Source organism: Sporosarcina koreensis (genome assembly GCF_042655825.1).
In the GTDB taxonomy this organism is placed as follows: Bacteria; Bacillota; Bacilli; order Bacillales_A; family Planococcaceae; genus Sporosarcina; species Sporosarcina koreensis.
Genome location: NZ_JBHSNP010000025.1, coordinates 61,274 through 86,296 on the forward strand (window position 1 = coordinate 61,274; position 25,023 = coordinate 86,296).

A 25,023-nucleotide genomic window follows, 5' to 3' on the forward strand; every position below is an offset into this window, starting at 1 on the left:
TCACTATACCATAGAAAGGACCCACTACAGATGGGTCCTCGAAAATTAATTCATATACAAAACACTTGTGCAGCTAAGAACGAGCAGCAGCATGAACAGGCTAACCATATACCCGTCCACCTTGCCGATGCGAACGACTTTATAGAAGTCTTTCCTTTTATCGCCCGTAAATCCCCTTGCCTCCATTGCAAATGCCGCCCGTTCCGCTTTCCGGACGGCGCCCGCGAGCATTGGCAGAAGGATCTTTCGCATATGCAATAACCTACGGATTGCATTTTTCTCTCGCACTGCCCCTCTCAATCGATGGGCTTGTTGGATTTGCACAAATTCGTCCTTCAGGACAGGCAGGAACTGATACCCGACCAATATGCTGTACGAGATTTTCGGTGACAATTTCATTTGCTGCATTAGACTTAAGATGAATGAAACCGGATTCGTCGTCAGCGCGAATAGCAAGGACAAGCCCGAGAACGCGAGGACGCGAAAACTTAATGACAATGCGTGGTTCATCTGCACTTCTGTTATGTTGATCGACCCAATCGACAGGACGACCGGCCCTGATTTGTCTTCTGCAAAAACGAGCGTCGTCCAAAAGTAACCGAACGCCATGATGAAAAACGGAATCATGAACAGGATCCATACTTTCCAATCGATGCGGCTGAAGAGGAGCTGAGCAACAATCACGCCGATCCACATAAGCAACGGCGTCCACGGATTGAAAAAGAATGCCATCGTCAACATGCAAACCGTGACAACAATGAACTTTGCGGATGGGTTCATCTTATGCAAAGCAGAGTTCATGCTGCACCCATCCTTTCGGCTGAAGCAAATGATGCTTCGTCAGTAAATCCTCGTCCCGCCAAACGTGATCTGCGTCAAACTTCCCTGTCAAAGCCCCATCTTTCATTAATAAAACCGAATCCGCCACATGAAACGCAAACTCCATATCGTGGGTGACGATCAAAAAAGTCGTCCCTTCCCTCGCCCGCTCGTCAATCAACCCGAACAACTCCGCCATGGATGCGGCGTCTTGGCCGGATGTCGGTTCATCCATCAAGATGATTTCCCTGCCGTCGCACAACATCGCGGCAATCGCCACTCGCCTCTTCTGCCCGTGGCTCACCGCAAACGGATGGGCATCCGCAACCGCCGTCAAATGCAAACGTTCAAGCAAGTCATCAACAGCTGAGCCGCCACCAAATGCAATTTCATCCCGGACTGTTTTCGTCACGAATAAAAATTCCGGTGATTGAGGGACATATCCCAAATTTGAGGGGCGCACAGTTCCATTTGCAGGAATCAATTGGCACAACGCTTTCAGCAACGTTGATTTGCCGCTTCCATTCGGGCCTGCAAGAACCGCAACTTCTCCGCGGTCCAATGTGAAGGAAACGTCTTTCAGAAATGAATCTGTACCGACGTTGGTGACTTCCATTGATTGCCGCCCCTGTTTACTGCTCGTCCTTTTACGTGTCGGAATGGCGTCCTTCATTCGCTCCAACTGGATTTCGCGATCGAAAAAGCCGCCCCATAAATCGAGCCGATGCTCGATCGCCAAGATTGTCAAAGACCGTTTCCGCTGAAGCTCATCCAGCCAGCCGATGAACTGCTTCGCGGTATACGGATCCAAATGAGAAATCGGTTCATCGAGCAGAAGGACTTCCGGCTCCATGATCAATGCGCATGCAGTGGCAATCTGCTGCTTTTCGCCACCGGACAGTTTTTGAATGACGGAATGGCGAAACTCGGTCAACCCTGTCAGCTCCAAAACGTCCTGAATCCGGAAATCCATTTCTTCACGGTCTACATTCAAGTTTTCAAGCGTGAACGCCAGCTCCTCTTCGACAGTCGGCATGCAGAACTGCGCGTCCGGATCTTGGAAAACGGTCGCAATCCGGTGATTCACTTCGCCGGGTAAATAGGACTGACTTTCTTTATCGAATAGGACAACCGAGCCCTTTACAATGCCATCGCAATTTTCCGGATACAGCCGGTTGCATAAATAAAGCATCGTCGTTTTTCCGCTCCCGCTTGGTCCCGTAATGACAACCTTTTCCCCGCTTTCCACGGTGAATGAAAGATCTTCAAAGATCCAATCTTCTTCATCCGGATAGCGGAAACTGACGTTATCAAACCGTATCACTTCAGGCACGCGCTTCACCCTTTTTCACCCGCGTGATCGCATACCCGCGTAGTGAGCCAGTAGCAAGCAATCCATCGACGACCGCCTTGCCGCCGATTCCCGCAATAACTGCTCCGCTTACGATCCGGATGCCAAACATGAGCATTACATAACCTGTGCTAAACACTGTGAAACCGCCTAGGAAATAGCCGTAGATAAAGCTGAAAACCGAAGAGCCGACCCCTGCCAACATGAGCACCCATAGATCAAATCGACGATAGCGTGTTGCAGCGAAAGCCGCCTCGGCGCCTAACCCCTGAATAACTCCTGCGAGGATCAACCGCGGACCGACCGCATTCCCTAATAGCACTTCGACGGCAGCAGCAATGGTCTCTGAAATGACGGCCGCGCCAGGTTTCCGGATAATGTACATGCAGATAATCGACACGATGAACCAAATGCCGAAAATCCATTCATAGGCGATCGGACCAATGAATCCCGACCATATATTCCCGACATGCAGAAAAAGCAAATAGACGATTCCGAACACAACCGAAAACAGCGACATGAGGACGACTTCTTTCAGCTTCCATGACTTCAACATATTACAGCCCTCCGTGTGACGGACTGTTGATGCTCATTGAAACAGTCATGACCAAATGCTTATGCTCTTCAGACCGCGCATTGCTGAAAGCTTCCTCGTAAAATGCGAACACATCATGGATATCCCCATGGATGCCGCTTGCGTAATGCATCGATTCATTGAACACGCCCTGCTCCTTTGCCCGGTCCACTTCGCGATAAATGATCTCCATATACGACGGATTATTCATCGGATAGAGCGCAAATTGGGAGGATACATATTGCTTTGCCGTATCCGTATTCGCGATCTTCTCGCCTTTATCCAAATATGCATCGCCCGCCGTATCACCCGGGCAGCCAGCTGAAAAAGTGCCCGATAGCGCAATATGCTTGCCCGTTTTCGCAGCATGCAGAGCAATCGCCTTCGCCACATTGAACACATGAACTTGCTTGCCGCGAATGACGGTGGACACATCATCTGTATGCATCCACACATTCGACGTATCCGTTTGTTCAAGCGCTCCTTTAATAATACTTACAAAATCATCTGCCATCGGATGCAATGAGAAACGAAATCCGACAATTGGGCTTAACCCACATTCCATTTCCTTCGACCTCCCAAAAAATTTTCATAAAAAAAACTACATCCCGGAAGATGTAGCACTTCTCCAATATGAAACAATCGGAAAGCCACTACACTTCCCCACGCAGGTATTATCCTGATCGGGTCATAAGGGATCGGAGCTGTTGCTCGCATCTCAGCCAATAGTGGGCACCCCTAGTGCAGAAAACGGTATGTAGTTGTTAGTTATGCTGCCATTAGTATAGACGAAGTATTTTTTATTGTAAATAAAATCTGGCAAACTCGTACTTTTGTATCGGACTACACCTTCCTGCTCAATTTCAATTCAAATTCAGGATGTGTCACGTATTCTTGATATTCAACATTCCCGTCAAACTTGAAATACTCTTCGATACGGACCCGGATCGCTGGTTGCGTAATATACTCAAGCACTTTATCCTTAGGAACCCACCTGCAATCGGACGTTTCTTCCGACGTGCACAATTCCCCGCCAACCGGCTTGCAAGCAAAATCGAACATTACTTTCGTCGGTACATCCGTCACCCCGTCATACCATTTATAAATGGCCGAGTTCGTATAGACCCCAATGAGGTGGCTCACTTCCACGTCAATGCCGCTTTCCTCTTTCACTTCGCGGATGACTCCATCCATCAAGTTTTCTCCGACTTCGACTTGTCCTCCTGGGAAAACCCATCCCCCATGTTCTGTTTTCACAATTAAGAGATTCCCTTCCCTGTCTTCCACGAGCCCACCACAGGCTACGATATGTGTCGGCATCGCCATTCTTCCCATCCCCTTTTTGAATTAATCTATTTATTTCTATAATAACAATCTTCTCCTGCTGATTAAAGCTCCTATTCAAAATAGTACATACTGTGCAAAAAAAACCCCTTGACCAGAACAGTCAAAGGGTTACTTGCTTTATGAATGAATCGCCTGATGTGTTGCACTCTATTAAAAATTACTAAAGCTGCCTCCGTGGTGCATGCCTCCGTGGTGCATGTGGTGGTGGGTATGGGTGTGCATATGATGGGCACCTGTATGATGAACACCTGTATGGTGAACACCTGTATGGTGAACACCTGTATGGTGGACACCTGTATGATGGACACCAGTATGATGCATATGCCCAGGATGGTGGCTCATGTGTCCCGTGTGAACATGGTGATGATGATGTACATGATGGTGTTCATGACGGCGCCTTTCGCCCATGTGATGTTGTTCAGGATTTCTCACGTCTATCCCTCCTTCATTTCTCATTCATCATTATGGTATGTCTAAATTCAAATCGATTGTAGGCGTAACGTTCAAGGCTGCCAATCAATAAAACCAACTACCGCTTTTGACAGCTGAAGGTGGTTTTTCATAAATGCTTAAACTGGAACTTTTGCGAGATAGTAAGCATCCAGTTCCTTATAATATTTATTCATGGATGAAGGAGAAACATCAAACCACTCGGCGATTTCTTTCAATGTCATGGATAGCGGCTCGAAAAACGAGTGCTCCTGACCGAATCGGATCGCCCCGGCTGCAATCGCTGTTTCTTTACGTGCATTCGGTTGTTGTTCCACTAAAAAGTCCTCGACAACGTCCAGTAATTTTCTAGACATGCGGTCATGTTTTTCGAGAAAATCCATTGCATCGAGCAATACGCCTGCTTCGAACTCCGTAAACTCTCCGCCTTGATATCCGTTTTGACCGAGCAACCGCCAGAAATTCATCGCGTACTCTTTTAAGAACTTGCTGACATCCTGTTCTTCATACGCTTCAAATTGCTCTGCAAATTCCCTGAACACATCGGCATGATCGGTCGGGAAAAAGATCAGGCTCGACACGGCCAAAAACTGACCTTCCTCTCCTGTACCGTCAGGCAGCATGAAGCAGAATAAGTGTACACCGACTGGCACCGGCTTCTCACTTTCCCGTCGCAACCGGATGAGTTCGTCATTAAAGATCGATTTCACCGCAATGTAACCCTCTTCAACGTCAATCACTTCGCCGATGATTGCTTGCGGTTGCCGCCACGTTTCGATTACCCGCAAAACGGAAGGACGCAACAGCTTTTTCTTCTGTCTGTCCAAGTAGCCCGTCCAGATGTCCGGTCGATGATGGAAAAAGAATTCATCCAAAACGATCGCTTCAATCATCTCTTCTTCGGGCAAATATGTATCCAATGAGCGTTTCCATTCATTCGCTAGTTCCAAATAGTCCGGGATGTCTTTCCTCTCTGGATATACATCATAAAATGTTTGTAGGATCCCTTCCAATTCTTCCATTTGCACCGTTTCAACGGTAACAGTCTCTTTTGACTGACAGCATTTCTTATATTTCTTCCCGCTGCCGCAAGGGCAAGGATCATTACGTCCAATCATTTCAAACACTTCCTTCATAAAAATAGAACTTATCCAGTTTACCATTTTTCTGGCGTTTCTGGAACGGTCCCAAATTCATGTTTTCCAGAATAAATCACTTCTTCCTAGAACCTTCTTTTTCAGTACGTTATATAGTACATTCACTTCTCTTTGTATTATATATACGGATAATCATTTGCCATAGTTTACTCTAACCTCATAGGTAGAGGTGATACGTCGTGGCAGCTACTTCAAACTTCATACGGCTCGTCGGTGAACATCTACGGATGATCAGGGAATCAAAGGGTATGAATCAAGAACAATTGGCGGAGAAAGCGGGAATTGCAAGAGCACGGATTTCTGAAATCGAGAATGGAAAAGGCAATGCCACATTAGGTACGCTAGCAAAAGTCATGGAAGCCTTGGAAATCACGCCAATGGAAATATTCAACTTCCAGAACTTATCCGACACAAAAGATATAACAGACAAGAAGCTTTTGATCGAAATTCATCGGTCAATGCTTATGGAACGTGACTTAAATGAAATCCAATATGTAATCGATAACACAAAAAATGTCTTGAAGTTAATGGATAAAAAGACGGGGTACGGTCAAAAGTGAGAAGAGCCATTCGCCTGGGCGGTTGGCTCTTTCATTTAACAAAGTACGATTATTTTATAAGGGGTTGTTTGCGCTGGAATGCTTCTCGTCGTGGCACCATAAATGACGACTAAATTCCGGTTTGCGGGATTCCCATTAAAGTCTTGGCTGTTTTCGAGAATGATTTCTGTCTGCCTCGATAGATTCAATTTTAAATTGCCGTCGCTGCTTAGTAATTGACTGTTAAAGAAACTCACAGTCACAAAGTAATTCGGATTGTCCTCCGCCATGACAATTGCCCGATATTGTGGCGGGTAAATTAACGGCGCTGGCGCGTTGGCATCGTAAAACCCCGTAACAATATCCCCGACTTTCACCTTGACATGATCTACAAAATAAGTGGTTGGCTCGACAACAAAATTTACAATCGAACCGTCCCTGTTTGTCAGGGAAAATAATTTGTAGCAGCCGGATTGAGGATTGTTTTGTACGATTGGAAAGTCTTCGATCCCCATCACCCTACCCGTAAAAGATAGAAAGTTCGTCAATTGCATACCTCCATCACGATTAGAACATTCGATACATAGTATGCAATTCCATTACAAAGTGACGGTCCGATTTACTTTGGGTTCCATTCAGTCAATCCGATCCTCACTCATCAACTCACTGACCGTCCCAAGCTGATAACCTTTCGCTTTAATCTCTTCAATCATTGTCGCTAGCCCTTTTGCAACGGGCTCGGTAGGATGCATGAGGATCATTGTGCCGTTTTCGACTTGGGAAACGACACGCCTCACCATTTCGGAAGGCTCAGGTTTTCTCCAATCCACCGTATCGACTGTCCATAAGATCGTTTTCATATTGAGTTCATGAGCGACTTCTATCGTTTGCTGATTGAAACTGCCGCTTGGCGGCGCGAACCACTTCGGCTTGAATCCGAGTGTTTGTTCAATGACATCATTCGTTTTAGAGATTTCATCCATCGTATCGGCTTTGGAGCGTTTTTGTAGATCGGGATGACTGTATGCATGGTTGCCGACTTCATGGCCTTCTTTGTAGATCATCGAAGCATAATCGGGATTCTTTTTCGTCCAGCTGCCGTCGAAGAAAAATGTCGCTTTCACTTCTTGGTCATTTAGGATTTGAAGGATGGGCGGGATAAATTCATTCCCCCACGCAACATTGATGAGGAGGGACACCATCGGCTTTTCCGGGTTCCCCCGAAAGATCGGCTGCGGCTCCAAGTCATCCAAATGAACTGCTGGCGGCACTTCCTCATAGACGAGTTTCGATTCGTCGAATGTTCCTGCCTTCTTCATTTTTTCATAACTCGCTTTGATGTTAACCCTCAAGCCATTATACCCAGGCATCGCCTTCCAAACCCTGTCCACCTTCGCATCAATCGGTTGGATTTCATGCTGCTCACTGTAGGATTTGATTTCTTGATAAAGCGCTTCATTTTTCACATCTTTTTTTGCGTAGGAATCTTGGAACATAGCATTACTTGGAATTGCATAGCTTCCGAACGCTAAAAGGAATGCACCAACGAGCAATACATTTTTCATGAACCGTTTTCCAAGCCAATTCTCGTTTGTCATCGCCAGTCCTCCATTTGAGTTGTTGGCTTTACGATTCCCCTTCACTTCGGAACTATACTTGGGTGATTTAATGAATATCTTTTTCTATCATTATGATCCTCTGGATAGTATCACTCACGTCTCCGCAGTCTTTAATTACAAATAAATGATCAGCTTCTCCTTCAACAGGATCCACAACATCTTCCTTAAGCGAATCAGCGTTTTGCCGCTCAAGCACTTCTTCAAAATTGGAAGCGCTTCTGAATATATTCGTATCGCGCTGACTGTTGGTGACGCGAGTTTGAAGAATATGATCTGGTACATCGAAATGGACGAGGATGCGAATGAACTCGTTTGCTGGAAACAATTGTTCAAGCAAATACGCCCGGCCTTTCCGGCTTCGGTTTGAATTGCAAATAATGAGGTGACAATCACTTTGTTCCTTTGCATAATCGACAATCAGCTGGGAGATGGCATGCTTGAGCGTATTCGGTCCCGTTTTCGGTTGCAGGTTCCTGTAGTATGTATTAATGAAGGCGCCATGATTATCTTGATCCATCACGATGGAATTGTTGAGTTTTTGTTCCAAAGACCTCGCAAATGTAGTTTTCCCGCTATGCGTCTTGCCGACGGTTATGACCGCTAACCTCTTCATTGCTACAACTCCTATTCTCATAATCTACTATTTTTACGGTTATGATCCGACTGAATGAATCCAAGCAAACAACTCATCCTACAAACATCAAGGCTAAAAAAGGAGATGAAACCTCATGAAAAACTTTCTTATCGCGCTTGGGTTCTTACTGTCCGTCCCTGCAGCAGCAGCCCAAACACCGACCCTCACTCCCGCACAACAACTGAACCCTGCATACGCCAAATGGGGAATGCTAGCAGTCAAAGAGACACAGCAAAAATATCCCAATGCCCGTCTCGTCGACTATCTACACCTCGGGAGCGAAACAAAAGACGATACAACAACCGAAAAGTTCAAACTATGGCTAAAAGACGACCGCCACGAATTCGGCGTCATCATCCACGTCACCTTCACCACCAAAACCGGCGACCTCATCAAAATCGACTTCCAAGAAACGGACAGGTAAAAGCGGTGCCTGTGCAGCACACTATTCAGTTTATTAACTACAATTGAATAAACCGGCATTCGAAAGGTTTATTTATAGCGTTTACCGTTTGAAATACTGGTATATTCATTCATGAATATGAATAGTCATAATTGCATCTTGCACAGGCACCAAAACAATTCAGTTTATTAACTACAATTGAATATGCAATGACGTCAAAGCCTCTTACTTCAACATTCAATAACGGTTTACCCGTATATTTATCCAGAACGCCGAATTGTCATAAATGCACCATGCACAGGCACCGACATAAATCACCAGCCGTTGATGAAGAAGCCGATTGTTTCGGTTTCTTCTTCGTTCAGGTCGCGCTGGAGTAAGCTGGCCATTTCTTGACGAACGGCGTTTTCATCACCTGCGTGTTTTTGTGTGAGCAGGGCGGCGTTTTTCAGGAGTTGCAGAAAAGAGTTGAAGGCATCCTTCGTTAGAGGGGCTGGATGATGGGAGAGGAAAAAGATATCCGCATCGTATTTTTCCAGTTGCTGAATGAGCTTCAGTGTTTTTTCGACGGTGTAGTTCCATTTTTCCGCGTAGAGATTCGCGTAGAGGCAATCTCCTACAAACAGCGCCTTTTCTTCCGGGATGAAGATGACACAGGAATCACTTGAATGGTCGCCGCCGACGTGTTCAATTTCGCAGGTCACTCCACCCAAATGGATTGTCAGCCGATTTTCAAAGACGATCGTAGGAAGTCGGACTTGGATATCCCGGTCGTTGCCAAACTCTTCCTTGATGGCATCTGCGCAAAAAGGAATTTCCGTCCCTTCCTCTACACGTTGATCCAAATCCTCGTCTTCCCAAGAAAGGGGCTGCATTTCTTTGATTTTTTCGTATGTCTCCTTAAATGAAATGCTTGGGAGGGAAATTTCTTTCATTCCAAAGACATGATCCCAATGCCAATGGGTGAGGGCGAGAAGACCGGGTTGAATCCCGACTTCCTCAAGCTGCTGGACAAACAGCTTGGCGTGCTGCGATGAATTCCCCGCATCAATGAGAATCGTTTTTTCTTCCCCGATTACCGCTCCTAAAATCGGTCGGTCCGTTACTTGAACGGGCGGTAAATAATAGAGTCGATCGGATATTTTCGTTAGTTTTTGCATGTTTCTTCTCCTTGCTTCTTAGCTGTATCTTTTATTGCGCGCTCTCTTTTTCCCATTGTTCAATTTCGGCCCTGACGATTGGGGCCACTTCTGTTCCAAGCAGCTCGATCGCCCTCATGACATCTTCATGTGGCATGGAACCGACCGGAACGTGGAGCATGAATCGTTCGACTCCGACGTTTTTACGGAGGAAGATGATCTTTTCCGCGACAGTTGCCGCATCCCCTACGTACATGGCACCTTCCAAACTGCTCGCCGCCTCAAATGTGTCCCGCGTGTACGGCCCCCATCCACGCTCTTTCCCTAGCACATTCATTACCTGAGCTGTCGGCGCGAAAAATTTATCCTTTGCCTCGGCGGTCGTCTCCCCGACAAATCCGTGTGAGTGGGAAGCGATTTTCAGCTTCGATACGTCATGTCCTGCCTGCTCGGCCGCTCGTTTATACATATCGACGATTGGGGCGAATTGCAGCGGACTGCCGCCAATGATCGCCAGAACAAGTGGCAGCCCTAGTACGCCTGCACGCACCGCGGATTGCGGTGTGCCTCCGCTTGCAATCCAAATCGGCAATCGGCCTTGCTCAGGGCGTGGATATACGCCTAAATTCGGAATCGATGGACGATGTTTTCCGTTCCATGTAACCTTTTCGGATTCATTTATTTTCAATAGCAATTCCAGCTTTTCATCAAACAACTCATTATATTCCTGCAGATCGTAGCCAAACAGTGGGAATGATTCGATGAACGATCCCCGGCCCGCCATGATTTCCGCACGTCCGTTTGAAATGGCATCGACCGTTGCGAATTGCTGGTAGAGGCGCACAGGATCGTCTGAGGATAAAACGGAGACAGCACTCGTCAGTTTGATCCGGCTTGTCCGAGCGGCCGCTGCTGCAAGCAGGACAGCTGGCGACGAACAGGCAAAATCTTCGCGATGATGCTCCCCTACCCCAAATACATCCAACCCGACTTTATCGGCCAATACGATTTCTTCCACGACTTCACGGATACGCTCCGCATGGCTTGCGACATGACCCGTTTCCACATCAGGCGTCGTTTCCACGAATGTTGTTATACCAATTTCCATTGTTATTGCCTCCTCATTGAACAAAAGCCTTCTTTTATTGTATAACAACTCGGATGTATCAGCTGATTCAAGGCATTAGATCTTTATTTAATCGTCCAAGCTATGTTCATGCATAACTCCATTCGCAACTGAATAAATTTGAATATATGCTTGCAAAGGAGTGATTGAGTGGCGAAATGCAAAAAATGTGGTGCCGACAAGTCTGAATGCAAGAATTGTAAAAAATGTAGTTAATCATACGCAATTGATTCATAGATAATCTTTTGTTCCCAAATCGGGAACTTTTTTTATTCCTTCGACACTTCGATTGTCGCCGTAATTACAATGCCATTCAATGCCTGGCCTGCAAGCCGATCTGCCTCGGCATTCGCTTTTCGTGAGACGAGCTCATATTCCGGACGAATTCCCATCTGCTTCATTTTCGATTCAATCCGATCCGCCCAACTGAACAGATTCTGTTCGATGACAGGCCATTCTTCGCTCAAATGGTTGATGACGACCCGGGAATCCCCGACGAACCGGACGGACAAGTCATGGACAGTCAACAGCTCCAGCTCTTGCAAGGAAAAATGAAGTGCTGCATATTCAGCCTCGTTATTTGAAATGAGCTCTGACACCGAAGCGTTTCTTCGAAGCCGATATGACTTCCCGTTCTGATCATAATAAATGACACAGCCCAAACCTGCCGCCTTCGTTGTCAGGTCGAATCCCCCATCAAAATAGACGGTAAGGTTATGCGGCTCTGTTTCAATTCCTTTCAAATAGCCCTTCAATTCCTTAACGGTCCAAAAGCTGTCGAACCGATCCAGAAACTTCACATCTTTGGCACGCCCAGTCCTCTCTAAATCTTCCGCAATGTGGATTGCTTGCGCCGCATCCAGCTCCTCAGAGCGGAAGACTGTTTCCTTTCCTTTGGGGGATTTATATGTCCATTCAATTGTGACGTTCATTGCTTTTCCTCCAATTGCATTCGTTTTATTGTATTCATCTATCTATTTCCGATTCACCATCCTATGTAACACGAAAAAACCCGGACAATATTAGTTTGCCCGGGTTTCGCATCTTTTACATGCCAGTTGAATGCATCAATTATTATTGTTGACCTTCTGTATAAATCTGGAAAGTTATGCCGAACTTGTCCGTTACAATGCCATAAGCGGGGCTGAAAAAAGTCGCCTCCAATGGCATTCTCACTTGTCCATCTTGTTGCAAAGCTTCAAAAATGCCAGTTGCTTTGTCGACATCATTTGTTGTAATGCAGATTGTCACTTGATCGCCAGTTTGAGCTGTAGCACCTGGAAAGTTATCTGAAAACATTAGATCGGACTCTCCGACTTTAATCGTTGCATGGGATACTAATCCCTTTGCTTCTTCTGGTAAAGGAAATTCAGGGTTTTCCGGCATTTCACCAAAGGTTTGGCTAAAAAGCACTTTCGCATCCAACACTTCTTCGTAAAATTGCATAGCTTCCTTTGCGTTGCCATTCATCATAAAATAGGGGATTAATTTCAATGACATCATCTCCTTCGAATTTGTTTTGACATTTGCAGTGGGAAGAATTAGCACCACTTTTTTATTTTACATTGCAGAACATATATTCGTCAATTATTAATTGATTGAAGAGTAAAAATACTCGCTTCTTATGAACGGGTGCCTGTGCAGCAAACTATTCAGACTATGCACTACAATTGTATAAAATAAACTAGAAAGCCTGACCGCTTCAATATTTGGTTTGCTTTATCTTGAATTTTTATGTAAATATACGAATTGTCATAAATGAACCTTGCACAGGCACCCACACAATTCCCACACAATTAGCCTTCCACCATTTAACACGCTTACATAGTTGTTTTCAGGTGAACATATGGGAAAAAGGTGGTGTTTATTGTGAGGTTCATTCAAATCCTATTCGTTCTTTTCCTTCTTTCACCGCCCACGATCCACGCTGAGACAGACGCCTATCCGGTTAAAGTGGCATTCACCCGTGATGGCTATCTATGGATCAAAAATGATGGCCATGAAGAGAAAATAACTAATGACAAGGCGATTTATTCAAACACTCCCCAATGGTCATTTGATGGCAAGATGTTGGTTTATGAAAAAATGGTAGCTGGATCTATAGGCAACCCGAATGGAACGTCAAATGAATTATGGGTGTATGACACCGTAACGAAGAAACATCAAAAAATCTTTTACGACGGCTATAATCCTCAATGGTCACCGACGGAAAATATTGTCGCATTCACTGCTGGAGATGCTCCAGGCGGCATTTTAAATATCTCGGATTTGGACGGCTTCTATAATATTGCATTAGGCGTGGGCAATTATGTGTGGCAGCCTGACGGAAAAGGGTTTATCGCTTCATCCGTCGCCTCCATTCGCCCTGATGGATGGACCCATACGATTCTTTATACCGTTTCCATTGAACAGGGCTATAAAGATGTCCCACTAATGAACAATGGCAAGAGACTGTTTGTCATTCCGAAAGAAGTTGGAATAGACGATGTGAAGGTTATCGCAATCGGCACGGAGAAACTTAAATTTTCTCCAGATGGAAAATGGATTTCCTTTGTGATTTCTCCGACTGCATCTTGGGCGATGGACAGTGATATGCTTGCGGTGATTTCCGCGGATGGGAAGGATTTTGAAGTGATTGATGAAGTGATTCTCGAGTTTACGCCAAAATGGGCGTTAACCAAAAATCTTCTCGGATATATTGCCGGCGGAGGCAGAATTGTTTTCGGCTTTAAAAACAAGGATTTGAAAGTGACCGAGCTTCCTGCTTCCCGTTCTGTCGATCTCACGCCTGCACACTATGCAGATATCGGTTTTACATGGGTCGATGACAATTCGCTGATTGTATCGAGAGTCCCTGAAACCGAATGGTCCAACGCCCCTGCAAAACGTCCGAAGCCCGTCTTGTATTTTGTCACGTTGGCTGGACAGCGACAAGTTAAAGTGACGGATCCACCCAAAGGCGAAGGTGATTTCAATCCAATGTTCTTGCCATCCATCAATAAAATAACCTGGCTAAGAAAAAGTGATTTTGTCGCAGCAGCCGGTGATTTATGGATAGCCGAACCAGACGGCAAGAATGCTGAAATCTTGATCCACGGCATAGAATTATACGCTTTTTATCTGACCTAAACTCGGTGCCTGTGCAGCAAACAATTCTGACTATGCACTACAATTGTATAAAATAAAGGAGGAAGCTGACCGATTCAACATCCGGTCGGCTTCCTTTTGAATTTTTATACATTCAATAGAATTGTCATAAATGCACCATGCACAGGCACCCACACAATTCCCACACAATTAGCTTCTTTTCACGCTGCCTGAAACGAGTATTGACCCGAGAATAACGATGATTGCACCGATGACAAATTGGAAATTTACTGCGGTGCCGATAAAGATAATTTCTGTCACGATTGCCCAGAACACATACGTATTGTTCAGTGATTGTCCCCTGGCGGCACCGATTTTATCGATGGACGAATAGTATAAAGAGTAATTAGCGGTCCCTAGAAGTCCCGCGATGACGATGACCCATACGATACTGGATGTTGCCGCTTCGAATACTAAAGGATAGCCATGCATCAATGGAACAAGGATGATTCCGTAGCTGAGGGCGGAAGTGATTTGCCGAATATTGATTGCATACAGCGGCACGACTTCTCTACCTCTCATTCCCCAAGCGCCGATCACACCTTCAAGCCCCCAAAAGATGGCTGCTCCTAATGAAAACAAAATTCCTATGAAAAAATTGCTTTCGGCATCAAACTTCGTTGGAACATATGCGAGTACAATGACTCCGATGATACTCAAAACAACACCGGACCATGTTTTTTTGTTCATTTTCTCCTTCAAAAAAAAGTAAGCGAGTACGGCTCCTATCCCAGGAAATATGGAGGCAATACTTGCCGCGTACGTCACTCCCGCATTTTGAATACCAAGAAAATAAAAGCTCATTGCCAGTGGCCCACCCGACAATGCGCCCAATATTAAAATAGCGCCGCTCTTCGTCGGAAAAACCTTTAAGACATTAATAAATTCACCTCTAATAATCATGAACAAAGAAATCCAAATTGAAGAGAAAAAGTCATGCATGAATGCGGCTATTATGGGAGCAAGCATAACAGCCTCTTTAAAAGGCGTGCTCGCTATGATAATGCCTATGATTACCGTATCCACACCCCACGCAATAGCGGAAGTCGCTCCTAGGCCAATACCCAGCCTCACTTCTTTGGCACTCTTTTTAGTCATCAAATTTACCCCATCTCAAAAATCATCATGGACAACCAACTCATTATTAATTTGTCTATTGTTGAGGATATTATACTTCTCTATTTAAGGTGCCTGTGCAGCAAACAATTCTGACTATACACTACAATTGTATAAACTAATACAGAAAACCAACAGGCTCAATAATCCGCTACTATTTCAATGAATTAAAATACACAGTATTGAATTATCATAATTGAACCTTGCACAGGCACCGACACAATTCTGACTATGCACTACAATTGCATAAAGAAAATAAGGAAGCCAATCGATTCAATAATCGGTTAGCTTCCTTCTGAGTTTTTATACAACTATATGAATTGTCATAAATGTACCTTACACAGGCACCGCTATCTGAAGAGTTTTGAGAAGACGGAGAAAAGGTCTTTTTTGTTCGTTTGTTTTGGCTTTTCGGTTGGGGTTGGCTTTTTTACGTAAATATCCTCTTTGTTGATGGCGTGGTCGTATGCGAGGAGTAGGCCGATTTCGGTGTTGTGGTTTTTATTTGTGACAAAGGTGTAATTCACATTATAGCGTGAAGCGATTTTCGTATATTTGGATAGCACTCCATAGTGTATATTCCCATTCAAGTATAGGCGGGCCTCTCTATTTTCCTTTATGGCATCCTCGACTTCTTGATAGATTCCTTTTTCCCTCACTTGTTCTTTTGTAAGTGCAATGACAATCCGTTCACGAATTGTTCCTAGAAACTTCCTTCGTTCGTCTGGCTTTGTTTGTAGGGTGCCATAAATCCCTTGCTGAATATAGTCATCAATATTACCAGACATCGAAATACCCCCTTCTGTTGTCCGGATCACCGGATAGACCAGCCAATAATGCACAAAAAGGCAGCTACGAGAGCTGCCGTTCTGTTTTCTATTATAGAGTTACGCGAGTACCTGTTTTGCCATCAAGCGCATCTTGAAGTTTGTCCATAGAAGTGATGATGACGTTTTTGCCGCCTTTTTCCAAGAACATAATCGCTGCTTCGATTTTCGGTCCCATGCTTCCTTTCGGGAAGTGGCCTTCATCCATGTAGCGCATAGCTTCTTCGACTGTCATGCTGAACAAGTTCTCTTGTTGTGGAGTGCCGAAGTGGATTGCTACTTGCTCAACGCCTGTTAGGATGAATAGATAGTCCGCATTGATTTCCGCAGCGAGCAATGCGCTTGCGAAGTCTTTATCGATAACTGCATCCGTACCTTTGAGCATGCCGTTTTCTTCGACGACAGGGATTCCGCCGCCGCCAGCTGTGATAACTGTGATTTCTTTGTCAAGTAGCGCTTGGATTGCGTCTTTCTCAACGATTGTTACCGGTTTTGGAGAAGCTACGACACGACGGTATCCACGTCCGCTGTCTTCGATATAAGAGATTTTTTCCGTCTCAAGGATTTTGTCCAACTCTTCTTGTGTGTAGAATGGACCGATCGGCTTTGTAGGATTATCGAATGCCGGATCGTCTTTAGAGACAACAGATTGTGTAACGATTGTAGCTACAGGTCTGTTAATGTTGCGCTCGACCATTTTGTTTCTGAATGCTTGTTGAATCAAGTAACCCAAGTTCCCTTGCGTTTCAGCATCCAATACATCAAGCGGGTAAGCTGGAACAACAGATTCAGCCATTTGGTTTTTGATTAATGAATTCCCGACTTGCGGACCGTTACCGTGTGTGATGACAACTGTGTTTCCTTGTTCGATCAGTTCAAGTACTGGTTCGCAGCTTTCGTTAATGTTTTGAATTTGCTCTTCAAGTGTCCCTTTTTGGCCTTCTTTAATGATAGCGTTTCCGCCGATGGCTAATACAACTTTTTTACTCATCGATAACTCTCCTTTAATTAAGAAAAATACTCTGTTTTTCACAGAAAAGAGGAGAGGAACTAGCTTGCAACTATTCCTCTCCACATGAATTCATTATTCCGCTTCGATTAGACCAAGCTTCACTGCGTAAGCATCGATCGCTTTTTCGAAGCAAGCCAATGGAGCACGAACAGTACCTGCACCGATTTGGCCAACTCCAGCTTCCTTATGAGCGATACCTGTGTTGATAACCGGCTCGATTCCAGTTTCAACAACTTTACGCGCATCGATTCCTAGGCAAGAACCTTTGAAGTCCCAAGTCGGAATGGAGAAGTTCGGGTTGTGATCGATACAAATATCCATCATATCGTTACTTGTGCTCACCGCATCGTCCATACCGCCGGCACCTACGAAACGTGTAACACCTGGAGCAGCGATCATTGCAAATCCACCAACACCGAATGTTTCAGTGATTGCACTGTCACCCATGTCTTTACAAGCCATGTCTTGGTCGTATCCTGTGAAGAATAGACCTTGCGGCGTGTTAACCGGTGCTGTGAACCATTGGTCACCCATACCTGCGATACGGATTCCGAACTCATATCCGTTACGGCACATTGCAGTAACAACTGTACCATGTTGGATTTCACGAGCTGAATCCATTACAGCTTTCGTTGAAGCCATTGCAATGTTCAAGAAGTATTGATCTGTATCAGCTAGGAATTGGATAACGTCCTGCTGGTCTTTTGCATCGACATCCGTTTGAAGAATGTATGGAACGATGTCTTTTAGGAAAATTAGTGATCCTGCAATATTACGTTGGTGGAATTCGTCACCCATCGTAATCGCACGAGCCATCATAACGTTAACGTTGAGGCCGTCACCTTTAATTGCAAGTGCTTTGGATAGTGTTGGTCCAAGAACATCTCTGAACCAGTTTAGACGGTTGATTACTTCCTCGGAGTACGCACCGAAACGAAGTACTGCACCGATACCTTCGTTCATTGTGCAATATGCGCGGTTTCCGCCGTCTTTGTTTTCAGCAACAAGAACAGGCATGCTTCCGGAAGTAATTCCACCCATTGGACCAACCGCATTTACATGGTGGCAAGGGATGAATTCGATTTCGCCATTTTCAAGCATTGCACGTGCGTCTTCAGCGTTAGAAGCCCAACCTTCGAACAATGTAGCACCAATACAAGAACCTTGCATCGGGCTCGTCATGTTTTCCCATTTGATTGGCGGGCCAGCGTGAAGTAATACTTTCCCGTTCAATTCTTCGATAACAGATTTAGCTGGAACTACGTCGATCAAAAATGGAGAGCCTGATACAACTTTATCAATAACTGCTCGGTTTGCTTCATCAATTGTTTTAAACTGTCCGTACATAATGATTTCCTCCTGAAAATTCAATATTTCCTAAATGGATGACTTTAGCGCTTCGTTTTACATCTAGCTGCAGCGCCTAGGGGCTCGGGTCATAAGCCGAAAAGTGCCTTAATTTCTGCAAAAACCGCAGAAATACGGCAAATCGAACCCTTCGCAGTTCGATTGGCTGTGAGGCAAAAAGCGCCTCTTCGCCAATTCGTCTTATGCCTGTCGCCCCTGAACAGGCGCTTCCGCTTTTGATATTACTTAAGGAGGCTCAAGATTTTACGCAATCTTGGGTTGCCGCCAGCAACTGGACGCCAGTCATATTGAACAACTCTGCCACCATTTGCAGTAACCGATTCTGTGAACTTCTTCAATCCAACGTTAACTACGCTTGGTTTTTCATTCATTAGTTTCTCGATTGCTTCTGAAACTGTAAATTTAACAGTCTCAACTTCTTGTGCAGCTGGTACGACTTCTTTTGATACTTCTTCAACTTGAATGCCAAGCATCGCCAAAGCAGTTAGAGCCGCTTGGTTATTGCTATCACGGATGATAACGCCAGCTTTTTCAAGTTTAGCTTTTTGCTCGTCGATGTCTTGTGGATCTTGGTCCGTACCGCAAACAGTTGCTACGAAGTAAATGTTTCGGCCATTTGCTTTCGTTTCTGCTTGGATTTTTTCGATGCCTGGTAGCAATGCGCCAGCCATATCGTCGTGAGCACCGTATCCAAGTACAACGTCAAATAGGATGACAGCGGTTGACTCGTCTTGAGCGGCTTTTTGGAAGAACTGGATTCTTGTATCCGGATCGATCATCGGGTGAGGTTTACCTTGTGTGTAAATATCGTCACCTAGGTCAATTATTTCAAAACCGTCCGCATTTAGAAGGTAGCCAGCTTGATCGTGGTCAGTTTCTCCAAGGTTCAAGCCTCTGCTAATCAATGTAGCAGCTTCGTATCCAAGCGTACCGCCTGAATAAAGACCTTTGATTGTTTTTTGTTCAGGTTTCAAGTCCACTGCAGGTACTTCGTCTTCAAGGTGGTTGTAGTTAGCTTGGATTTCGTTGCCTTTTACAAGGTCAACAGCAAGTGCTGCTGTTTCTTCAAGTGTGTTTGCATAGTACACATTTCCTTCGTGGTTATGTGGCTCTTCTCCAAGGAAGATTGCAACAACCGGTTTAGAAATGCTGTGCAGCAAGTTTACAACTTCGTCGCGAACTTCTTTTGCAGGTGGCTTGGAGATAAGTGTGATCACTTCTGTTTGGTTATGCTGCGCCAACGCTTTAAGGCCGTCCAACATTGTGATTGCACCGATCTTATCAGAAAGGTCGCGGCCGCCAGTACCAATTGCATGGCTTACGCCTGCGCCCAGACGGTCGATTTCAGTCGTCACTTCTTGGATACCTGTTCCGGAAGCTCCGATAACACCGATTTTCCCTGTTTTCACTACGTTTGCGAATGCAAGAGGAACACCAGAAACGATGACTGTACCAGCGTCAGGACCCATTACAAGAAGACCTTTTTCATGCGCTTTTTCTTTGATGCGGCGCTCATCTTCAGTTGTTACGTTATCACTGAAAATCATGACGTGCATATCTCTATCAAGCGCTTTTTCCGCTTCTTCTGCAGCGTATTGACCTGGTGTAGAGATGATTGCAATGTTTGCATCAGGAAGTGCATTGACAGCTTTGTCCCATGAATTCACAGTTTCGAAAGATTCCTTACCAGCACTGATTGCTTGGTTGCTTAGATAGTTATCGATTTCTTCAAGAACTTCTTCGATTTTCTCTTCTTGTTCAGTGTCCACAACGATACACATATCATTGGAAGCAGCAGTTTCAAGTTCATCCGTGTAAAGGCCAGCTGCTTTGAGGATATCTTTGTTAGCAGGCGTACCCATCATAATTTGAACTTTAGTGATGCCTTCCATTGTGGAAATTTTATTCGTAAGAAGCATTAGGTTAACTGAATCCTGGTATGAATTCTGTTTTACGATCGTATAAAGCATGTTTTCACGCACCTCTTAGTATTATTTTTGGTAAAATCCGCACAGAAAAGGGGGTGGCCACGATTTGACCACCCTTCCTTTAACAAGTCTTACTTAGCAAAAGGGCTTTTGTTATCATACGCATTGTTATGAACAACGTCAGAAATCAAATATTCGTAAATATGATCTACAATTTCAATACCGTTTTCCTCGTACTGCTTCTCCCTTTCGGCACTTCTTTGTCCAGGGTAAGAAACGTGGTCAAAACCAGGAGCCGGTTTAATGTTATTGAGATCCTGCATTGTTGTCGCGATGCTTTCTTGGAATGCGTTCAATCCTGTGAAGAATTCCGGATTGATGACAATGTGAAGCTGTCCAAGATTTCGATATTCGGTGAGATCATGGTACATGGAAGACACTTTGTTTCCGAACGGAAGTCCAAGAAGGATTCCGGATAACACGTCAACCATCATCATAAGTCCGTATCCCTTTGGTCCGGCAATCGGTACCAAGGCGTTTACTTTGAATGGATCAGTTGTCGGGTGTCCTTCGCTATCCACTGCCCATGTATCAGGAATGGATTCGTTTTTTGAACGAGCATGGAGAATTTTGCCCCAAGCTTGAACGGTTGTTGCCATATCAAATGTAATGTTCTGGCCGTTTTTGCCTGGTGCAGCAAAAGCAATTGGATTAGTTCCGTAATAAGGCTCTGCTCCGCCAAAAGGAACGACCATCGGATCCGATTGACAAACTGAAATGCCAATCAAATTCTCATTTGCAGCCTGTTGAACAAAGTATGAAAGTGCGCCGCTGTGACCGATTCTTCTTACGCCGACAACTGCTACTCCATTTTCTTTCGCCATTTGAATAGCTTCGTCCATCGCCAATTTCGCAGCGACGTGCCCTACTCCATTATCACCATCAAAAATGGCTGTAACAGGACCCGTCTTTTCAAATGTGAAATCCGGATTTGCATTAAGTCCGCCTTTCGCAATTCGTTCTGCATAATACTCGACGCGCATTGCTCCATGGGAATGGACTCCCCTTGCATCTGCGTGAACGAGCACGTCTGCAACGCCGCGTGCATGATCTTCAGTCAATCCTGCTTTATGCAGTTTTGCCGTGATCAACTCGTTCAACTGTTCACTACTTACTCTCACTCCACTCACCCCTATTAAGTTTTACACCGGTCTATATCTAAAACGGATATTATTCAGCGAAAGGATTCTTATGGTCATATTGATTATTATGGATGACATCCGACTTTAGATACTCATAAATATCGTCCACGAGCTCAATGCCATTTTCCTTATAATCCTCGATCACTACATCATTGTTTTGTCCAGGATAAAGGACTTTCGAGAAACCTGGTGCTGGTTTGATTCCATTCAAGTCTTCCATCGTTTGGGTAATGTCATTTTTGAAGGATGCCAATCCTGTGAAGAATGCTGGATTGATGACAATATGAAGCTGACCCAGTCTTCGATATTCCGCCAAATCTTCATACATGGACGAAACTTTGTTGCCGAACGGAAGTCCAAGAAGGATTCCTGATAAGACATCTACCATCATTGCAAGACCGTACCCTTTAGGGCCTGCAATTGGCAGTAAAGCATTGACGTTCATCGGATCCGTTGTCGGTTCCCCATTGCTGTCAACCGCCCACGTATCAGGGATTGATTCGTTCTTGGAACGTGCATGGAGGATTTTCCCCCAAGCTTGTACAGTCGTTGCCATATCTAACGTGATCATTCTTCCGTCGCTGCTCGGTGCAGCAAATGCGATCGGGTTAGTGCCGTAGTAAGGCTCAGCACCGCCGAACGGAACGACCATCGGATCTGATTGGCAAACGGAGAAGCCGATCAGATCAGCATCCGCCGCTTGGTTCGTGAAATAAGAAATCGCTCCGCTATGGGAGATATCTCTTACACCGATAATGGCAACTCCACTTTCTTTAGCCATTTTGATGGCTTCGTCCATCGCTAACTTCGCAGCTGTATGGCCATTTCCACCATCGCCGTGGAATACGCCAGTAGCTGGACCTGTTTTCTCGAATTTAAAGTCCGGGTTCGTATTGATCCCGCCTTTTGCAATTCGTTCTGCATAATATTCAACGCGCATAGCACCGTGGGAATGGATGCCTCGTTCGTCGGCAAACGTAAGCACGTCTGCCGCGACATCAGCATGTTCCTCTTTCAGGCCAGCCTTTTCAAGCTTTGTTTTGATTAGACTTTTCAAGTCATCTCTACTTACTCTCATCTTGACACCTCTTCGCTGGGATTATTATAGTGATGCATCCCGATTACAATCTTTGGAATAAACATATGTCAATGGCTCTCTGCCAACTGCATATGCTGCTTGATGCACATATGGTGCCATGAAAATGTAATCGCCTTTTTTAACCGGAATCCATTCATTATCTAGATTGTACATACCCTCACCTGACAATAGGTACGCGCCATGTCCTTGATAATGTGTTTCAACAAATGGGTGGCTTGCTGCAGGATCGAATGAAAGAATGTGGAAGTTCATATCGAATTCAAGATCCATCGGCAATAGATCTTTCAGGTGAACATTGTGCATATCATCATAGTCCATGTACTCGATGTCATTCGCATGGCCGGATACGACCCATGGTTTGCGTCCGTCTTTCAATGGGATATGTTTACGTTTGTAAAGGAATAGACGGGAATCGCCTGCTTCCATGTTTTCCAAATACATTGTTACGCCTGGTGGGCAATATAGGTAGCCGCTTTCTTCAAGGATGAACTCTTGATCGTCAGCTTTCGCTTTCACTTTTCCGCTAATCACATAAACAAAGCTTTGTACATCTTCTTCACCGCAGTAGCCTTCGCTGTTCTTACCGCCTTCATGCATTGTGACCATGTAGTCGACAAAGTCAGCACCTAGTTTCGGTGAAGCCAAAATGGAGATTCTGCAATTTTCAAATCCAGGGATAATGTTATTCACTAAGCCTTCTGGAGCAATTAGCGCATATTGACCTGGTTTAATAATTGACCTGCTTGAAAGTATATCTTTTGGATAACCCATCGTTACATTCTCCTCTATTTGTTTATATTTCCGGGAGTTGCTCCCAGCATTCAGAAAGTTATTCTTTATAGCCTAATTCATAAAGGGCGCCAATCAGCGCTTTTACACCTTCCGCCAAATCCGTTGGCTCTGTAAATTCAGCCGGATTATGGCTGATTCCTTTTAAACTCGGCACGAACAGCATCGCTGTTGGTACGACTGGGGCGAAGATTTGTGAATCATGTCCCGCACCGCTGTGCATCAACTTATAGTTGAGACCATTTGCTTCACATTGCTTTTCAATAAGCTCAACGACCGTTTGATCCATCGGAACCGGATCTTCATCCATCCATAGATCGATGTTCATTTCCACTTCATGCTCTTTTGCGATATCCTGCATTTTAGCCGTCATTTGCTCTGTGAATGAAACAATCGCTTCTTTATCCGTATGACGGACATCGATTGTGAAAATCGCTTTTCCTGGTACGACGTTGACGATGTTTGGATAAGCTTCGATTTTCCCGACTGTCGTTACAAGTGGATCTCCGACTTTTCTAGCCATCGAAATAATTTCATGGATCATATGGCTAGATGCATAAAGTGCGTCTTTCCGATAGCCCATCGGCGTTGTACCGGCATGATTAGCTTGACCTGTTATTTCGACCGTATACCGTCTTTGTCCAACAATGTTGTTCACTACACCAATTGCCGTTTCTTCTGTTTCCAAAACGCTTCCTTGTTCTACGTGAACTTCAACGAACGCTTTTAAATCCTTGCGTCCCTCGGCATTGTCTTTAAAGCCGAAACCGGCATTTTTCATCGCTTCGACAAACGGAACGCCGTCAAAATCTTTAATCGATTCAACGTCTTCACGTTTTGCCAAGCCGACAATGTTTTTGGAACCCCAGAACGAGTATGGGAAACGGCTTCCTTCCTCTTCAGCCATCGAAACGACTTCGATGTTTCTGACTGGTTCGCCGAAATGCTTTTTCAAGTATTTCAATGCGATGATTCCGGCAACAATTCCATAAGCACCGTCATAACGGCCACCGTTTGTTACGGTATCCACATGGGAGCCTGTCAGTACTGTTTCATTCGGATTTTTCCCTTTTAACGTTCCATATAAGTTACCAATTTCATCAAATCGAGCATCCAGGCCTTCGCTTTCCATCCATTCTTTCAATGCGTGTTGACCTTCAACCCACTCTTTTGTATAGAGTAAACGAGAAACACCGCCCTCGGAATCTTTACCGAATTCTCCGAGCCAATCAAGTCTGCCGGCTGTTTCATCAGCAAGATCAAGCTTTTGTACAATGTCTTTCATATCGTTCACCTATTTCACCACCCTTTTCCGCGCCATGTAAATGCTTATCATATTTTGTAACGCTAATTATTGTCTGTAATCCATACGGATGT

The 25,023-nt window shown here is 44.9% G+C and carries 25 protein-coding genes and 1 riboswitch; of the genes, 3 read left to right on the forward strand and 22 right to left on the reverse strand.

Annotated features, from left to right (window positions below):
• Positions 1–45: 45 nt before the first annotated feature.
• From ACFPTP_RS11205 to ACFPTP_RS11230, 6 genes are all read right to left on the reverse strand, one after another.
• Positions 46–801 (reverse strand): energy-coupling factor transporter transmembrane component T family protein, encoded by a 756-nt coding sequence (locus ACFPTP_RS11205; protein WP_381444838.1) that lies wholly within the window; start codon positions 799–801, stop codon positions 46–48.
• Positions 782–2,152, reverse strand: a complete 1,371-nt coding sequence (locus ACFPTP_RS11210; RefSeq protein ID WP_381444840.1) for an ABC transporter ATP-binding protein — start codon at positions 2,150–2,152, stop codon at positions 782–784. Before ACFPTP_RS11210 ends, ACFPTP_RS11205 begins: the two co-directional genes overlap by 20 nt.
• On the reverse strand, positions 2,145–2,726 hold the full coding sequence (locus tag ACFPTP_RS11215) for an ECF transporter S component (protein WP_381444843.1): 582 nt from the start codon (positions 2,724–2,726) through the stop codon (positions 2,145–2,147). The genes ACFPTP_RS11210 and ACFPTP_RS11215 overlap by 8 nt, the downstream gene beginning before the upstream one ends.
• A gap of 1 nt (position 2,727) precedes the next feature.
• Positions 2,728–3,309, reverse strand: coding sequence for a YkoF family thiamine/hydroxymethylpyrimidine-binding protein (locus ACFPTP_RS11220; RefSeq protein ID WP_381444845.1), 582 nt, complete (start codon positions 3,307–3,309; stop codon positions 2,728–2,730).
• A gap of 78 nt (positions 3,310–3,387) precedes the next feature.
• Positions 3,388–3,494, reverse strand: a riboswitch (TPP riboswitch).
• Positions 3,495–3,587: 93 nt separating this feature from the next.
• The gene (locus tag ACFPTP_RS11225; protein WP_381444848.1) at positions 3,588–4,070 is read right to left on the reverse strand and encodes an NUDIX hydrolase; all 483 of its coding nucleotides are present in this window, start codon (positions 4,068–4,070) and stop codon (positions 3,588–3,590) included.
• 590 nt (positions 4,071–4,660) lie between these two features.
• A complete protein-coding gene (locus ACFPTP_RS11230; RefSeq protein ID WP_381444851.1) occupies positions 4,661–5,659 on the reverse strand; it encodes a YecA family protein in 999 nt (332 codons plus the stop codon).
• A gap of 218 nt (positions 5,660–5,877) precedes the next feature.
• Between ACFPTP_RS11230 and ACFPTP_RS11235 the strand changes: the two genes are divergently transcribed.
• A complete protein-coding gene (locus ACFPTP_RS11235) occupies positions 5,878–6,258 on the forward strand; it encodes a helix-turn-helix domain-containing protein (RefSeq protein WP_381444854.1) in 381 nt (126 codons plus the stop codon).
• 35 nt (positions 6,259–6,293) lie between these two features.
• Here the strand turns inward: ACFPTP_RS11235 and ACFPTP_RS11240 are convergent, their stop codons facing one another.
• From ACFPTP_RS11240 to ACFPTP_RS11250, 3 genes are all read right to left on the reverse strand, one after another.
• A complete protein-coding gene (locus tag ACFPTP_RS11240) occupies positions 6,294–6,785 on the reverse strand; it encodes a hypothetical protein (protein WP_381444857.1) in 492 nt (163 codons plus the stop codon).
• Between the two features lie 87 nt (positions 6,786–6,872).
• The gene (locus ACFPTP_RS11245; protein ID WP_381444859.1) at positions 6,873–7,835 is read right to left on the reverse strand and encodes a polysaccharide deacetylase family protein; all 963 of its coding nucleotides are present in this window, start codon (positions 7,833–7,835) and stop codon (positions 6,873–6,875) included.
• Positions 7,836–7,902: 67 nt separating this feature from the next.
• Positions 7,903–8,469 (reverse strand): AAA family ATPase, encoded by a 567-nt coding sequence (locus ACFPTP_RS11250; protein WP_381444862.1) that lies wholly within the window; start codon positions 8,467–8,469, stop codon positions 7,903–7,905.
• Positions 8,470–8,584: 115 nt separating this feature from the next.
• On the opposite strand from ACFPTP_RS11250, the gene ACFPTP_RS11255 reads away from it, so the two are divergent.
• Positions 8,585–8,914 carry a DUF3889 domain-containing protein gene (locus ACFPTP_RS11255; RefSeq protein ID WP_381444865.1) on the forward strand — a complete coding sequence of 110 codons (330 nt, stop codon included), beginning with the start codon at positions 8,585–8,587 and terminating at the stop codon, positions 8,912–8,914.
• 293 nt (positions 8,915–9,207) lie between these two features.
• On the opposite strand, the gene ACFPTP_RS11260 is transcribed toward ACFPTP_RS11255, so the two are convergent.
• The 4 genes from ACFPTP_RS11260 to ACFPTP_RS11275 all read right to left on the reverse strand — a co-directional run bounded on the left by ACFPTP_RS11260 (position 9,208) and on the right by ACFPTP_RS11275 (position 12,658).
• Positions 9,208–10,053: an MBL fold metallo-hydrolase gene (locus ACFPTP_RS11260; protein WP_381444868.1), complete on the reverse strand. Its 846-nt coding sequence runs from the start codon at positions 10,051–10,053 to the stop codon at positions 9,208–9,210.
• Between the two features lie 31 nt (positions 10,054–10,084).
• Positions 10,085–11,140, reverse strand: coding sequence for an LLM class flavin-dependent oxidoreductase (locus ACFPTP_RS11265; RefSeq protein ID WP_381444871.1), 1,056 nt, complete (start codon positions 11,138–11,140; stop codon positions 10,085–10,087).
• Positions 11,141–11,427: 287 nt separating this feature from the next.
• A complete protein-coding gene (locus ACFPTP_RS11270) occupies positions 11,428–12,090 on the reverse strand; it encodes a reverse transcriptase-like protein (protein ID WP_381444873.1) in 663 nt (220 codons plus the stop codon).
• A 142-nt stretch (positions 12,091–12,232) separates the two neighbouring features.
• The gene (locus ACFPTP_RS11275) at positions 12,233–12,658 is read right to left on the reverse strand and encodes a VOC family protein (RefSeq protein ID WP_381444876.1); all 426 of its coding nucleotides are present in this window, start codon (positions 12,656–12,658) and stop codon (positions 12,233–12,235) included.
• Positions 12,659–13,027: 369 nt separating this feature from the next.
• Here ACFPTP_RS11275 and ACFPTP_RS11280 point away from each other — a divergent pair, with 369 nt between their 5' ends.
• Positions 13,028–14,287, forward strand: a complete 1,260-nt coding sequence (locus tag ACFPTP_RS11280; protein WP_381444878.1) for a TolB-like translocation protein — start codon at positions 13,028–13,030, stop codon at positions 14,285–14,287.
• Positions 14,288–14,455: 168 nt separating this feature from the next.
• Here ACFPTP_RS11280 and ACFPTP_RS11285 read toward each other — a convergent pair whose 3' ends face one another.
• The 9 genes from ACFPTP_RS11285 to allC form a co-directional block, all read right to left on the reverse strand.
• Complete coding sequence (locus ACFPTP_RS11285; protein ID WP_381444881.1) at positions 14,456–15,403, reverse strand: DMT family transporter; 948 nt, start codon at positions 15,401–15,403, stop codon at positions 14,456–14,458.
• Between the two features lie 368 nt (positions 15,404–15,771).
• Positions 15,772–16,209 (reverse strand): YueI family protein, encoded by a 438-nt coding sequence (locus ACFPTP_RS11290; protein WP_381444884.1) that lies wholly within the window; start codon positions 16,207–16,209, stop codon positions 15,772–15,774.
• 91 nt (positions 16,210–16,300) lie between these two features.
• Positions 16,301–17,239 (reverse strand): carbamate kinase, encoded by a 939-nt coding sequence (gene arcC, locus ACFPTP_RS11295; RefSeq protein WP_381444888.1) that lies wholly within the window; start codon positions 17,237–17,239, stop codon positions 16,301–16,303.
• A 93-nt stretch (positions 17,240–17,332) separates the two neighbouring features.
• The gene (locus ACFPTP_RS11300; RefSeq protein WP_381444890.1) at positions 17,333–18,607 is read right to left on the reverse strand and encodes a YlbE family protein; all 1,275 of its coding nucleotides are present in this window, start codon (positions 18,605–18,607) and stop codon (positions 17,333–17,335) included.
• A gap of 242 nt (positions 18,608–18,849) precedes the next feature.
• Complete coding sequence (gene fdrA / locus ACFPTP_RS11305) at positions 18,850–20,598, reverse strand: acyl-CoA synthetase FdrA (protein WP_381444893.1); 1,749 nt, start codon at positions 20,596–20,598, stop codon at positions 18,850–18,852.
• 89 nt (positions 20,599–20,687) lie between these two features.
• Positions 20,688–21,737: an ureidoglycolate dehydrogenase gene (allD, locus tag ACFPTP_RS11310; RefSeq protein ID WP_381444895.1), complete on the reverse strand. Its 1,050-nt coding sequence runs from the start codon at positions 21,735–21,737 to the stop codon at positions 20,688–20,690.
• 49 nt (positions 21,738–21,786) lie between these two features.
• Positions 21,787–22,836: an ureidoglycolate dehydrogenase gene (allD, locus tag ACFPTP_RS11315; protein WP_381444898.1), complete on the reverse strand. Its 1,050-nt coding sequence runs from the start codon at positions 22,834–22,836 to the stop codon at positions 21,787–21,789.
• Between the two features lie 24 nt (positions 22,837–22,860).
• Positions 22,861–23,628 (reverse strand): (S)-ureidoglycine aminohydrolase, encoded by a 768-nt coding sequence (gene allE, locus ACFPTP_RS11320; protein WP_381444900.1) that lies wholly within the window; start codon positions 23,626–23,628, stop codon positions 22,861–22,863.
• 58 nt (positions 23,629–23,686) lie between these two features.
• The gene (gene allC, locus ACFPTP_RS11325; RefSeq protein WP_381445036.1) at positions 23,687–24,931 is read right to left on the reverse strand and encodes an allantoate deiminase; all 1,245 of its coding nucleotides are present in this window, start codon (positions 24,929–24,931) and stop codon (positions 23,687–23,689) included.
• Positions 24,932–25,023: the final 92 nt, after the last annotated feature.